12 protein-coding genes and 1 tRNA gene are annotated in these 13179 nt (G+C 45.2%); 5 read left to right on the top strand and 8 right to left on the bottom strand.

Annotation, left to right across the window (positions count from 1 at the left end):
- Window positions 1–91: 91 nt before the first annotated feature.
- Together MsAg5_RS00165 and MsAg5_RS00160 are read right to left on the bottom strand one after the other, a co-directional pair.
- Window positions 92–1069, bottom strand: coding sequence for an AAA family ATPase (locus MsAg5_RS00165; protein WP_338098648.1), 978 nt, complete (start codon window positions 1067–1069; stop codon window positions 92–94).
- Between the two features lie 247 nt (window positions 1070–1316).
- Entirely contained in the window at window positions 1317–2228 is a 912-nt protein-coding gene (locus MsAg5_RS00160) for a DUF7502 family protein (protein ID WP_338098587.1), read from the bottom strand.
- A 346-nt stretch (window positions 2229–2574) separates the two neighbouring features.
- Between MsAg5_RS00160 and MsAg5_RS00155 the strand changes: the two genes are divergently transcribed.
- On the top strand, window positions 2575–3141 hold the full coding sequence (locus tag MsAg5_RS00155) for a tRNA (cytidine(56)-2'-O)-methyltransferase (protein ID WP_338098586.1): 567 nt from the start codon (window positions 2575–2577) through the stop codon (window positions 3139–3141).
- 62 nt (window positions 3142–3203) lie between these two features.
- Here the strand turns inward: MsAg5_RS00155 and MsAg5_RS00150 are convergent, their stop codons facing one another.
- The 3 genes from MsAg5_RS00150 to MsAg5_RS00140 form a co-directional block, all read right to left on the bottom strand.
- A complete protein-coding gene (locus MsAg5_RS00150) occupies window positions 3204–3434 on the bottom strand; it encodes a hypothetical protein (RefSeq protein WP_338098585.1) in 231 nt (76 codons plus the stop codon).
- A gap of 2 nt (window positions 3435–3436) precedes the next feature.
- Entirely contained in the window at window positions 3437–4141 is a 705-nt protein-coding gene (locus MsAg5_RS00145; protein WP_338098584.1) for a poly(ADP-ribose) polymerase family protein, read from the bottom strand.
- Between the two features lie 250 nt (window positions 4142–4391).
- Window positions 4392–4664 (bottom strand): hypothetical protein, encoded by a 273-nt coding sequence (locus MsAg5_RS00140; protein WP_338098583.1) that lies wholly within the window; start codon window positions 4662–4664, stop codon window positions 4392–4394.
- A gap of 171 nt (window positions 4665–4835) precedes the next feature.
- Here MsAg5_RS00140 and MsAg5_RS00135 point away from each other — a divergent pair.
- Window positions 4836–5035 (top strand) — tRNA-Trp (locus MsAg5_RS00135).
- Window positions 5036–5549: 514 nt separating this feature from the next.
- On the opposite strand, the gene MsAg5_RS00130 is transcribed toward MsAg5_RS00135, so the two are convergent.
- Both MsAg5_RS00130 and MsAg5_RS00125 read right to left on the bottom strand, forming a co-directional pair.
- A complete protein-coding gene (locus tag MsAg5_RS00130; protein WP_338098582.1) occupies window positions 5550–5858 on the bottom strand; it encodes a carboxymuconolactone decarboxylase family protein in 309 nt (102 codons plus the stop codon).
- Between the two features lie 106 nt (window positions 5859–5964).
- Window positions 5965–6678, bottom strand: a complete 714-nt coding sequence (locus tag MsAg5_RS00125; RefSeq protein ID WP_338098581.1) for a slipin family protein — start codon at window positions 6676–6678, stop codon at window positions 5965–5967.
- 190 nt (window positions 6679–6868) lie between these two features.
- On the opposite strand from MsAg5_RS00125, the gene MsAg5_RS00120 reads away from it, so the two are divergent.
- Complete coding sequence (locus tag MsAg5_RS00120; RefSeq protein ID WP_338098580.1) at window positions 6869–9031, top strand: DHH family phosphoesterase; 2163 nt, start codon at window positions 6869–6871, stop codon at window positions 9029–9031.
- Between the two features lie 26 nt (window positions 9032–9057).
- Here the strand turns inward: MsAg5_RS00120 and MsAg5_RS00115 are convergent, their stop codons facing one another.
- On the bottom strand, window positions 9058–9189 hold the full coding sequence (locus MsAg5_RS00115) for a hypothetical protein (RefSeq protein ID WP_338098579.1): 132 nt from the start codon (window positions 9187–9189) through the stop codon (window positions 9058–9060).
- A 609-nt stretch (window positions 9190–9798) separates the two neighbouring features.
- On the opposite strand from MsAg5_RS00115, the gene thsA reads away from it, so the two are divergent.
- Together thsA and MsAg5_RS00105 are read left to right on the top strand one after the other, a co-directional pair.
- Window positions 9799–11454, top strand: a complete 1656-nt coding sequence (gene thsA / locus MsAg5_RS00110; protein ID WP_338098578.1) for a thermosome subunit alpha — start codon at window positions 9799–9801, stop codon at window positions 11452–11454.
- A 272-nt stretch (window positions 11455–11726) separates the two neighbouring features.
- A complete protein-coding gene (locus MsAg5_RS00105) occupies window positions 11727–13088 on the top strand; it encodes an urease accessory protein UreH domain-containing protein (RefSeq protein WP_338098577.1) in 1362 nt (453 codons plus the stop codon).
- Window positions 13089–13179: the final 91 nt, after the last annotated feature.

The following is a 13179-nucleotide window of genomic DNA, read 5'->3' as shown; positions in this document are numbered from 1 at the left end:
GCATCCGTCTGTTTGAGGTCTTTGCCTCTTTTCTTTTGTCTGCCTGTTCCTGCATTGTGTGCCATATATGATATGCCTGTTTGCTGCGGACTTATTTGCCCTTGGGTGAAATCAACGCTTTAATGGCGTCGTCGGGCGTCATGCCGGATCTTTCCGCTTCAAAGGTCAGAATGATTCTGTGTCTCAAAACGGGGTAGGCCATGGCGTGGACGTCTTCTTCGGCGACGAAGTTGCGGCCGTGGATGAGGGCGCGGGCTTTGGCGGTTAAAATAATGGCGATGGACGCGCGCGGAGAGGCACCGTATTCAATGATGCCGCCTTCACGGGTTTTCATGACCAATTGAATGGCTTTTTGTTTCAATTCGTTGGAAATCGGAACTTCGCGTGTTAATTTTTGGAGGCTGAGCAAGGTGTCTTTCGTAATGCCGCGTTCGGTGGACGGGTTGGACAGCGCTGTGTAGCGGTTCACAATTTCAAGTTCTTCGTTAAAGTCCGGGTACGGGACGAAAATTTTTAAGAGGAAACGGTCGAGCTGAGCTTCCGGCAAGGGATAAGTTCCTTCCTGCTCAATCGGGTTTTGAGTGGCCAGAACGAAGAACGGTTTTTCAAGCGCGTGGGTGACACCGGCGACGGTCACCTGCTTTTCCTGCATGGCTTCCAAAAGCGCGGATTGTGTTTTCGGGGAAGCACGGTTGATTTCGTCGGCCAGAATGATGTTTGAGAAAATCGGTCCTTTTTCAAACCGGAAAACTTTGTTGCCGCCGTGTTCTTCGACGACGGTGGTTCCGGTGATGTCGGCCGGCATTAAGTCGGGCGTACACTGGATACGGTTGAAGGATAAGTCGATCACTTTGGAAATGGTGGAAATGGTCAAGGTTTTGCCGAGACCCGGATTGCTTTCAAGGAGGGCGTGACCGTTACATAAAATGGCGATCATGACTTGTTCGACGGTTTCGTTTTGTCCGACGATCACTTTTCCGATTTCGTCAAACAATGTTTTAAAGATCCGCTGCGCGTTTTCATATGTTTTGGCGGACGGCGCGTTGTCGATGTTGTTTTCTCTGGCCATCGGTTTTTCGCGGAATTCCGCCATGTCTTGTTGTTGTCTGTCTGTTTCAACACTGTTTTCCATGCTCATATTTTTTCCTCTATGTTCGTCTGTTATTTTTATGAATTGAACTTGAATCAATAAATCGAATCTGAATAAATAAATTGAATTTGAATAAATAAATTGAATTTGAATCAATAAATTGAATGGTGAATGAATGTAACTGATTTTGTCATAAAATTAATAAAAAGTAATGCGGACTCCGCTTTTAGCTGGTTTCCGCTAATTTTTGGAAGTAATCTTTGATCAAATCGGCGTATCCTTCCGGCAGCGTGTCATAAAAGTGGGTTGAGCTGAGGCTTTCGGGCGGATAGTATTTGGACGGCTCAAACGTTTTGTTGTCGCTTTCGTTGAGCAGTTCTCCCGGTCCGAATCCGGATCCCGGGGGCAGCGTCACGTCAATTTCAACGCCGGGATCTTCCGAAATGGGCGGCGTTCCGACGGCGGTCGACGACGCGCTTTCGTTCACGGTCGTGCTGTTGTCCGGATCAACGTCCGGGCGGTCGACCGCAAAGCTGGGCAAGCGCTCGGTGACGGCGGAAGCCGGGTCAAGGGGCGATGTAAATCCAGTGAAAAAGATGGCCAGCAGAATGATACCGCAAAAAGCGACGGCAACGAGGCCGGCCCGGATTTTCTTTTTGTTGGTCAGTTCTTTGCCGGAAATGCCTTCAATGTCTTTGGAAACGTGCTGTTTCAAATCGGCAGCGATGATGTTGTTGTCGTCCAGATTGTCGTACGCGGTCCGGAGACGGTCTTTCAGTTCCGGGTGAAGGCGTTCCATGATGTCGAACGAGTTTTCATCTTTCGGCGGCGTTCTTCCGGCCCAGATGTATATTTTTGACCGGTAGCGGCGGTACAAATAAAGGCCGGCGTAAGTGACAATGGCGCAGATGAAGAATAAAATTATCGTATCGTAGCGGATGTACAGGAGCGGGATGTCCGGGGACAAACCGACGTACGGCTCCAGCGGCGGAATGAGTTTAAACAAGTCGCCGAGGTTTAACAGGACCGCCACAAGAAGCAAAAAAAGAGTGACGGACAAAAAGTCCAATATTTTGTAAAGCCGTTTGTTTTTTCGGACTCCGGCTTCGTTTTCAAGAACAAAATTTTTTATATCCAAAAATATCACTTCTTTTCGTGAATGAGAATAAATTCATGAGACAAAATCATGAAATAATAAAAGAAATGTCAAAGGCTTTTATTATTATGGTTCTGAAAGAATAAAAATATACGCCATTGATTTTATTTTAAAACTTTACAGGTGATATACTATATAATTATTGCTCATATACGCTTCTATTGTTCATTATTTTTCATTTGTGTGTTCCGGATGGTTGTTCGCCGGCACTTTTTTTTATTGTTGTCCATCCGGTTGATTTCGGGTCGCGAACAAAATCTTTTTAATTTTAAACGGTATTGTCGATTGAATTTGAAATTGAAAATATTCTTTAAAAATTCGTGATTTTATGACAGAGAAAGAGATTGTGGTTTTGCGTTTGGGCCACCGGCCGGAGCGGGACAAAAGAATTACGACGCACGTGGGGCTCACGGCGCGCGCGCTCGGCGCCGACGGGATGATTCTCGCGTCCGACGACCCGAAAATTGAAGAAAACATCAAAGAAATTGCTCCCCGCTGGGGCGGAGAGTTCTTTATCAAAAACGACGCGAACGCCATGGAAGAAATCAACAACTGGAAAAAAGTCGGCGGCAAAGTGTGTCACTTGTCCATGTACGGCATTAATTTGCCGGACGCCGTTCCGGAACTCAAAAAAGAAAGCAAGCTGATGTTCATCGTCGGCGCCGAGAAGGTGCCGGGGGAAATCTATGAGGTTTCCGATTGGAACGTCGCCGTCGGCAACCAGCCGCATTCCGAAGTGGCAGCACTCGCGATTGCTTTGGACCGGATTGCCGACACGGATCCGCTCTTAAAAACGTTTGACAACGCGGAACTGACGGTCATTCCGATGGAAAAAGGGAAAAAAGTCGTTCATGATAATGAATTGATTGAAAAGAATAAGCAAAATAAAGTGTGAAATAAAGATTCAGGTGAATAATATTCTCTTTTTCTCACCAATCTTTATTTCGTTTTTGTTTTTCATGTTCTGTTTTCCTTTCTCTTGTTTTCCAATTCTTTTTGCCGAACATATTCATCATGAATTGAATAACATTGTCCGGGTATGCGTTCGGCTGTCCCATATTTTTCAAAGATGGCATCCACTTCTTCTTGGGATAGACTGTCAACCCACTCGATCATTGCTTGGTATAATCCTTTATTTTTCAATTCCGCATCTTCAATATTGACATCTTCAACAATTTGTTTTTTCATCATTAATCACCTCTGTTTTTTCGGAATAACTGTTCCTTCCGGATCATAAATTCCAGACAGTATTCAATATTTTCCGGGGTCATATATAACCTTTTTCTTTTTTTTAGAATATCTATATTTTTAACGCAATATATTTTGTACAAATACGCTTCATGAGGGAGCATTGGGTTAGAGGGAGATCGATTTTTGCTAAAATTGTAATAATTTGTGGTCATGCTTGCCATATCAATTTCATTTTTAAAAGGGGCCCATTCGAAAAAAACATTGTATATTGACCTGTTGTTGAGCATTTGATTCTGTTCATTCTTTCCCTTCAGTTTTTGATAAAAATTCTCGAATATTCTTTTATTGGCTGAATCATCCAAACTCAAATGTTTTGCATTCTCAATTTCAACAACGATGATCTCTAAATTTTTTAAAAAACATTCAAACACGTCTTTACAAAGAGTTAAATCTTGTTCGGAAATGTATTTTTTCAACCTGTCTTTTGGAACTTTACAAACCGGTTTTTTAATAACCCACCAAATGGCGTAAGTTTCGTTGTCATAAAAATAAACGCCGTCTCCCAAATGCAAATTCGGGTTTGAAGAGGGGAGAAAATTATTTTCCAAAATATTCGCAGCGTTTTCTTTTGTTGTTCCGTGATAAAGCGTGCCGGAAAAAAGCTGAATGTTTTCGTCAGGCGTTATGTAATAAAAATCCGTCATCGTATCCTCTCCTTTTATTTGTAAAAGTTGAAAACACATAGACATTATTAATATTTTCGATTTTCTTCAAATGACACAGTTTTTATAGGAGAAGTGCTCCCTTTAAATTTCGCAAACGTGCGGCTGTTTCTGTTCCGGTATTGAAACCGAATCATTCTTTCAGAAAATTAGAAAAAGACAATGCTATAACGCGCGCGCCGCCGCCCGCCAAAAAAGCCAAAAACAATAGAAAAAGAAAGAAAAAAGAAAGTTAATTCTTTTGTTCCGAATCGGCCGGAACTTCCACCGTTTCAACAACGGTCACTTCTTCGACAAAATCGGCGTCAACAGCAGTTGCTTTTTCCATTTGGTGAAGCCGGTGTTCAGCAGACGTCTGATTCACTTGCTGACTCATTTGTTTTTGCCGGGCGATCATATTTTTTCTTTTCATCAGCCGGTTGATATCAAACATAATTTTGAGCAGCAACAGGATGATTAAGACAAGGACGACTTTGTCCAGTGTGGATAAACTTTCAAGAACCATATTTCTCTCTCAAACATTTTATTAAATAAAGCAAATAGAGACAAATAATATAAAAATGTGAAGCTTTCAATTTGGTGTTTTGACCGTTAAGGATATATTGAATTATTTCATTTGTAGCAGTCAGTCAATGATTCGGGACGCGTGTAACCGTCCGCGGATGATTGTTTTTAAGGGGCTGTGGCCTAACCTGGTAGGGCGATGGGCTCCAGCGGATATTTATGATGAGCAACGGGTCACCTGAGCATATCCCGACGGGGATACGCAATGAAGAACCGTTGGAGCGCTGAAGTTTTTGCGCGGTACAGAGTCGCCGGACAATACGGCAATTCGGAGAGACCCGTCGGTTGTGAGTTCAAATCTCACCGGCCCCACGTTTTTTATTTTTTAACTCTTGTTTATCTTTGATTTTCAAATTTTTTGGTTTTTTCCGGTGGCACCCGCGCGCGTTTATGGTACACATTTTCGTTTTGCGTTTTCAAAAATCAGGGATCAATTATTGATTCTGAGCTAAATATTGTATTCCAATTTCTATTTTGTGTCAAGCAAACCATCCCGAAAAATCAACCGAAAAATTCCGTCGCTTCGCTAGGAATTTTTCAAGGGCGGTTGGAGGCTGTTCCCGTAAGTTCGCTTCGCGAACGGCTCCCTTCGGTCGCGGAAATATGTTCGGCAATTTCAATATGTCATAAAAGCCAACCCGTAAAATCAAACGCGATAGCGTTTGTATTTTACGGATACCGCGAACAGATACAATTGAGGTGGAAAACTGTAGGTGCAAAACGGATTAGGAAAGAACTGTATTGTTGGAACAGTTGTGCAAACTGAAATTTAAAAATAGTGAACTGTCGGTACAAACTGTCAATTTAAAAAATAAAAATTGAATTGTTATTCATCATAACTCTTCAAAGCCAAAGCAAACGCTTCCGTGACAACCAATCCCGCTGCCGGCAGCCCGACCAAAACGGCGCTTTTGATTTCCTCGCGCGTGGCGCCGGCCGCTTTGGCCATTTTGACGTGAAACGTCAATCCGCTTGTCATTCGAAGCGCCGCTAAAACCGCGATATAGGCTAATTCTTCCGTTTTTTGATCCAAGGCACTGGCCTCGGCTGCCCGCGTCGTCAAATCCATAAACGCTTTGCCGACGTCGCCGGATTCTTCCATAAAGACTTGAAAATTATTGCTGACATTGCTCATGCTATCACTTTATTTTGCTGCGATTGTTTTGTTTACTTTCATTCCGATTTCTATTACTTACTTTTGTGCCGATTTTGTATTATTTACTTTGTTCCGATTCTGTTTTTTATTTCTGCTGCTTTCTGTTTTCCGTTGCCTGCGCCATGGCGACCATATCGGCGGCGCCGGTTGTATTGGTCACGACGATCAAATTCTTTTCCCGGGCGATTTCGGACAGCGTCTGTAGTTCACGCAGACGGATCGCAACCGGAATCTGGTCATACAATTCGGCCGCTTCTTTCATTTTGACGGCGGAAATCTGTTCGCCTTCCGCCAAAATAATTCTGGAACGCTTCTCCCGTTCGGCTTCGGCTTGTTTGGCAATCGCGCGCAGCATGGAGTCGGGCAGGCTGACGTCCCGAATGGTGACGGAAGACACGCGAATGCCCCACGGATCGGTGTCCCGGTCCAGCAGTTTTTGGAGTTCTTCGTTGACCTTTTCCCGTTGGGTGAGCACTTCATCGAGTTCCATTTGTCCCAAAATGTCGCGCAGCGTGGTCTGAGCCAGCATGGACGTCGCATATTTGTAGTCTTCCACTTCCGTAATCGCCATCTGCGGGTCGGTGACTCTGTAATAGACGATCGCGTCGACGGTGATCGTTACATTGTCTTTGGTGATGATGTCTTGTTTTGGGACGTCGATCGTCACCGTTCTCATATCTATTTTTTCGCAGCGGTCGATGAACGGCGCCGTCATGACGAGTCCCGGGCCGCGGATGCCGTTGACGCGTCCCAAACGGAAAACAACGATGCGCTCGTATTCTTTTATCATGTGAATCATATTTTTTCCTCCTGATGTGGGCAGCGGATTATTTTGCCGACACATTTCGTTTTCTTTTCCATCCGTTTTATTTAAACATCAATCATCAATGAATTTTGTCAAATTTAAAAGTTTTGAAAAAATTTATTTTTGTTTTCTTTTTTTGCAATGGTTTATATTCTAAGATTTGTTTACTCCAAAGAGAGTAATTATGAGTGAAAAATGTTCTAAATGCAGAGGTGAAGGATTCCTGATTCTGGAGTCCGGTCCCTGTCCGAAGTGCAGCGGCACCGTGTCGGCCGGGAAATCCAAATCCATCAATTTGATGGACCTCTCCGAAAAAAATTTAAGTTCCTTTGTCAACGGCGCGTGCGATACGTGCGGCGGCTCCGGAATGTATGAAAAGAAACAAAAATGCGAGGATTGCCGCGGAAAAGGGGAAACCTACAACTGTACCCGCTGCGGACGCTCCATTCCGTATTTGAACACGAACGGTGAAGAAATCTGCAACGCTTGCTTGTCATCGTCGGTTGTTTTTGTTTTGGATAATTCTTGCGATTATGACGATTTGGAAAGCGGAAAGCTTTACAAAGGCTGCGTCGACGGTATGGTCGCCGGTCTCGGCGCTTTTATCAAACTCAACGACAGCATCAAAGGGCTCATGCATGAGAAAAACTTTGAAGCGCCGCACGCCAACCTTCAAAAGGGCGATGAAATCATCATTCAGTTGAAAAACATCAGCCGCCAAGGCCGCGATACCAAACTCGATTTGGTGCCCAAAAAACCGTCGAATTTCCAAACGGTGACGGTGGAAAAAGAAATTCCGGTGACGCTGATCGGTGATTTGACTGCCAAGGACAACGGCAAAACCGTTAAGATGCTCGGCGAAGTTCTGCAAATCAAGCAAACCGGCGGTCCCACGATTTTCACGATCGCCGACGAAAGCGGTCAGGTTCCGTGCGCCGGGTTTGAAAGCGCCGGCAAACGTTCTTATGTTGATATTCTGAACGGAATGGCAGTGGCTGCTGTCGGTGAAGTGAATTTGCGCGACAATGCGATTCAGATCGAACTGATGAGTCTCAAACAGCTTTCCGAAGATGAAACGGCTTCTCTTTTGGACCGCGTGGAAAAAGCCATCGACATTAGAGCCGAGCCGCATGACGTTTCCTTTTTGGTGGACAGTCCGGTTCTCGAAAAACTCCGCCCCACGATGCTTCAAGCGGCCAAGGAAATCCGAAAAGCGATTCTCCGGTCCCGGCCGATTATTCTTCGGCACCATGCCGACGCTGATGGTATTACTTCCGCGATTGCGATTGAAAAAGCGATTTTGCCGCTGATCCGCGAAACCGGCGGCTCCGACGCCGAATACCGGGCTTATAAACGCTCGCCGTCCAAGGCGCCGTTTTACGAATTAATGGACGTCGTCAAAGACGTTTCTTATGCCGTCGAAGATGAAATCCGATTCGGTCAGCCGATGCCGATGGTCGTCATGGTGGACAACGGTTCCACCGAAGAAGATATTCCGGCGTACAAACACACGCAAGTGTACGGCATGGACATTGTCGTCATCGACCACCATCACCCGGACGACGCGGCGGACGAATACTTACTCGCCCACGTCAACCCGTACAAGGTCGGCGGCGATTTCGGACTCACGGCCGGCATGCTCTGTACGGAAGTCGCCCGCATGATCAATCCGGACGTCTCGGACCAGATTGTCCATCTGGCCGCCGTGGCCGGAACCGGCGACCGTTCCGCAGCGCCTGAATTTGAACAATATGTGGATTTGGTTCTCGGAAAATACACGCCGGAGCATCTCAAAGAAATGGCGATGGCATTGGATTACGAACAATATTGGCTGAAATTCGGCAGCGGTGTCGGAATTATCGAAGATATTTTAGATATGCGCGACCATGAAACACACCTCAAATTGGTCAAAATGCTTTGCGAGCAAGCCAACGGCATGATTAAAGATCAGTTGGATGTGTCGCTCCCGAACGTCAAAACGACGACGCTCAAGAGCGGCGCCATTTTGAACACAATCGACGTGGAACAGTTCGCCCACAAATTCACGTTCCCGCCGCCGGGAAAAACGTCCGGCGAAATCCACGATATCATGTGCAACGTCCGTTACCCCGGACAGCCGGTCATCACGCTTGGACTCGGTCCCGATTTTGCCGTGATCCGGTCCAAAAAAGTGCTCATGAACATTCCGCAAATCGTGCGCGAGCTTCGTGAAGAATTGGTCGGCTCCGGCGTGAACGGCGGCGGCCACTTGGTGGTCGGCAGCATTAAGTTCGTGGAAGGCGCGGCTGACGTCGTGATTTCCAGATTGATTGAAAAATTAGGCGAAGCGGATGTGGAAACGGAATAATCTTTCGTTTCAATTCGTTTCTTTTTTTATTTTTGTTTTTTATTTTCTTCTGTTTTTGTTTTTTTCTTTTTTTGGCGGGTAGCCTGCGCGCGCGTTACGGCGACACTTTTTCTTTTTGAGTCTTTAAAAACTGATGGGGCACTTATTTCAAATGTCAAACAAACCATCCCGAAAAATCAAACGCTTTGCGTTTGATTTTCTCGGATTTCGATGAGTTGGATTGGAGTATGGAACAAAAGATGCAAAACCGGACCAAGAAACAACTGTATTGTTAGAAACAGTAGGTGCAATCTAAAATTTAAAAATAGTGAACTGAAGGTGCAATCTGAACTAAAAATAGAAAACAGAAGGTACAAATCGGAACAATAAAACTGAATGTGTAATCCGTATTTGTAAATTAAAATGTATCTTGAATACGAAATTCCGCAAAATACAGACGCAAAGCGTCTGATTTTGCGGGGCTGTTTGCTCGACTCGATAAATATGTTGTTTTCCGGTTGTTTTCAATGTTGTTTTCAGTGTAATTTCGGTTCAGTATCAGCTATTATGTTGTTTCCGGCTTGATTCTGTTGTTGAATCTTTTCATTTTTGCATGCTGCCGCCTATTTCCTTATCTGTTACAGACCGACGGTTTTTTATAGAACTTTAATCAGTTATTTGTTATATTTTATCGATTTTTCTTCTCAAAACAGTTTTAGAAGAACGTTGACAATGACTTATTATTCAAGTTTTATTATTCTATCACTCAAAAATCAGGAGATTATTTTATGGCAAAAACAGGCCCGATTATTGTTTTAGACCCCGGTAAAGAGAGAACGAAAGGCACAGAAGCGATTTTTATGAACATCACGGCGGCGAAAACCGTCGCCAGTTTGGTTCAAAGCACGCTCGGTCCCAAAGGCATGGACAAAATGCTGATCAACAAACTCGGCGTTGTCAGCATGACCAACGACGGCGTCACAATTTTAAAAGACATCGGCATTGAGCACCCGGCCGCTAAAATGATCGTCGAAGTCTCTAAGACGCTTGAAAGCACCGCCGGCGACGGAACCACCAGCTCGGTGATTTTCTCGGCAGCGCTTCTCGACAAAGCCGAAAAAATGATTAAAAAGGGATTCCACCCGACTGTGATTATTAAAGGATTCAAAATTGCCGAAGAAAAAGCGCTTGAAGTTTTAAATGACCGCGCGACTGACGTCAAAGTCGGAACACCGGCCGGCCGTGAAATCTTGAAAAAGGCCGCCATGACGTCCATTACCGGAAAGGCGCCTGACGTTCACAAAGAACACCTTGCCGAAGTCTGTGTGAAGGCTGCCGAAATCGTTGAAAAGCGCGGATTCGTTAATGTGAGAAGCGACGTTCTCGAAATCGTCGAGCTCAACCGCCGGATGGAAGAAACCGAAGTTCTTGAAGGCATTGCGCTGTCCACCAACTCTTTGAACAAGAATGCGCCCAGCCGCATTGAAAATCCGAAGATCGCGGTCTTGAACGCTGAAATTGAAGTTCACAAGACCAAAGCCAAATCAAAAATGGTTGTGGGCTCGCCGGAAGAGCGCAACCGCATCTTGGAAAATGAAATCCAAAATATGCTGGACGTCGCCAAACAAATTGCCGACACCGGTGCGAATGTCATTTTCTCCACCAAAATGGTCAAACCGGTCGTTTTGGAATATTTCGACAAGCGCGGCATTTATGTGTCCCGCCCGATTGAAGAAAAAGACGCCGAACATGTTTCTTATGCTACCGGCGCGAAAATTATCAAAAACGTTCGTGAAATCTCAAGCGAAGATTTGGGCGAAGCCAAACTCATGGAGCAGGAAGTTAAAAACGGCGTCGGAAAAACATTTATCCGGGACGCCAAAAACTCTAAAGTAGCGACAATCATCGTTCGCGGCGAAACGCTCCAGCACGCCGACAGCGTCAGCACCTGCATCAACGACGCTCTGTGGGTTGTCAAATCCATCATCGAAGACGGCAAAGTCGTGGCCGGCGGCGGCGCTTCCGAAATGGAAGTCGCGCTGGCGCTTCGCGCTTACGCGCCGACGATTGGCGGATACGAGCAGCGCGTCGTGGCCGCTTACGCCGACGCGATTGAAGAACTCCCGAAGACGATTATTAAAAACGGCGGTCTTGACGTCATCGACCTCACGATTGCGCTTCGCGCCGCCCACACCAAAGACAAAAACGCCGGCGTCAACGTTTTCACCGGAAAAGTGGTGGACATGGAAAAAGAAGGCGTCATCGACCCGCTCCGTGTTAAATTGAACACCATTAAGTCTGCGACGGAAGCTTCCGTCATGATTCTTCGGATCGACGACGTTTTACGCGCCAAATACACGCGCGAAATGCCGGACGTCAAACCGGAACACATGGCGACCTCCTACAGCGGCAAAGCGCCGCCGAAAATGGACGACCGCCGCTGAGAATTGACAATTTGTCAATTCTTTCTTTCCTTTTTTTTATTTCATTTTTTATTTCATTTTTTATTTCATTTTTTATTTCATTTTTTATTTCATTTTTTATTTCATTTTTTATTTCATTTTTTATTTCATTTTTCTCTTTTGTTTTGCATTTTCTTTTTGTTTTTTATCATGCAGCAGCTTGCGCGCGCGTTATGGCGATGGGCTTTGAAGATTCGAAAAAAAAGCATTCGGTTTCCAAAGATTTAAATGAAAACAAAACATTGTTCGTTTTTATGTCATCCTCTAATTTTATATCATTCTTCTATTCTTTGTCCAAATCCAAAAAAATACTCTCTTCCGTTTTCATTTTTGGGCTTTTATTGATGATGGTCTTTGCCGTTTTCTTGTCACCGATTGCGCTCAATACAGCATTGGCTGCAACAGACGCGTCGGGACAGAAAATTGTCATTGAATATTTTTACCAGCCGAGCTGCGGTACTTGCAAAGAAACAACGCCGATTATTGAAGGTTTAGCGGAAAAATATAATGTAACGCTGGTCAAATACAATGTGGACCGCCCGAAAAATTACGATCTTCTCAAAGAAAAAGGCTATCCGTATGTTCCGGTGGCGTATATCGGAAACGAGCGGTTTGAGCATAACAAAATACAAGATGGTTATTTAGAAGATTATATTCTCAAAGTTATCAACGGTGAAGTCGTTCCTGATTATTCTGCATCGGACAGTTCCTCCGGTGTTCCGGAAGGTTCTGCTGATATTTTGACGATTTTCCCGTTCCTGTCCGTCTTTGGAGACGCCGCCGTTTGGTTTAACAATTTTGTCGCCGGGTCCCCGAAAATATTTGCTTACGTTCTCGGCTTCTTTGCGGGATTGTCCACTTGTCTGATGGCGATGCTCGGATTTATTTTCGTGTATACGGCCAACGCGGATGGAAAATCGGTTCAAGAAGAAAAGAATAAACGAAATGTCGCCGCCGCTTCGAAATCTGATCTCGAAGACGAGCTGAGCCGCTCAAACGCAGAGGCGGATGAAGATGAAACGTTGTCGTTCGGATTTTTGGACGCCAAAGAAAGTATTCTCCGGGTTTTGGTTTTTGCCGCCGGTCTCATTATCAGTTATTTGGTTCTGGGCATGGTCTTTATCATCTTTGAAAAATCGCTTTCCGGTACCATTTTCACACTGTTCGGCTATTCCGTTTCCGGCGCGGATCTGATTTCCGTTTTAGTCGGAATTATCGTCATCGTCATCGGTCTGCACTTGGTCGGCCTCTTTTCGCTGCCGGCGTCCTGGGATGAGAAATACAAAAATGTTTCCCGAAAATATGTGACGTCTTATCCCGGACTTTTTGTTCTCGGCATTCTGTTTTCGTTCGTCAAGGTGCCGTGCACGTTCCCGTTCTTGCTGGTTCTGATCGACAAAACAATTGAAACCGGTACGGAGATTGGATTTGCGGTTTCCGTTTCGGATCTCGGCATGCTGCTCATTTTCTGTCTCGGCGTTATCACACCGCTGCTAATTGTCGGATTCTTGGGCGGATACGCGCTCACCAAACTGATTCGGAAATACAAAAAAGAGATTCGGGCGCTGAGCGGCGTCGTGTCGATTCTTTTGGGACTCTGGGTGATGTTCTATTAAAAATTTGTTCCCTTCGGTCGCAAATTTTCAAGGGCGGTGGGAGACTGTTTCCAAAAGTTCGCTTCGCGAATTGCGGCTGCGCCGCTCTGCC

Source organism: Methanolapillus africanus (assembly GCF_032714475.1).
GTDB classification, from domain to species: Archaea; Halobacteriota; Methanosarcinia; order Methanosarcinales; family Methanosarcinaceae; genus Methanolapillus; species Methanolapillus africanus.
The sequence above is the reverse complement of the archived record's forward strand: the minus strand, read 5'-3'. Positions and strand labels throughout refer to the sequence as shown.

What these genes read in the sequence shown, in the direction of transcription:
- MsAg5_RS00155 (WP_338098586.1), top strand. Translation starts at nt 2,575, where the DNA reads ATGACAGAGAAAGAGATTGTGGTTTTGCGTTTGGGCCACCGGCCGGAG.
- MsAg5_RS00125 (WP_338098581.1), bottom strand. Translation starts at nt 6,678, where the DNA reads ATGATTCACATGATAAAAGAATACGAGCGCATCGTTGTTTTCCGTTTG.
- MsAg5_RS00130 (WP_338098582.1), bottom strand. Translation starts at nt 5,858, where the DNA reads ATGAGCAATGTCAGCAATAATTTTCAAGTCTTTATGGAAGAATCCGGC.
- MsAg5_RS00150 (WP_338098585.1), bottom strand. Translation starts at nt 3,434, where the DNA reads ATGAAAAAACAAATTGTTGAAGATGTCAATATTGAAGATGCGGAATTG.
- MsAg5_RS00105 (WP_338098577.1), top strand. Translation starts at nt 11,727, where the DNA reads ATGTCATCCTCTAATTTTATATCATTCTTCTATTCTTTGTCCAAATCC.
- MsAg5_RS00165 (WP_338098648.1), bottom strand. Translation starts at nt 1,069, where the DNA reads ATGGCCAGAGAAAACAACATCGACAACGCGCCGTCCGCCAAAACATAT.
- MsAg5_RS00120 (WP_338098580.1), top strand. Translation starts at nt 6,869, where the DNA reads ATGAGTGAAAAATGTTCTAAATGCAGAGGTGAAGGATTCCTGATTCTG.
- thsA (WP_338098578.1), top strand. Translation starts at nt 9,799, where the DNA reads ATGGCAAAAACAGGCCCGATTATTGTTTTAGACCCCGGTAAAGAGAGA.
- MsAg5_RS00145 (WP_338098584.1), bottom strand. Translation starts at nt 4,141, where the DNA reads ATGACGGATTTTTATTACATAACGCCTGACGAAAACATTCAGCTTTTT.
- MsAg5_RS00140 (WP_338098583.1), bottom strand. Translation starts at nt 4,664, where the DNA reads ATGGTTCTTGAAAGTTTATCCACACTGGACAAAGTCGTCCTTGTCTTA.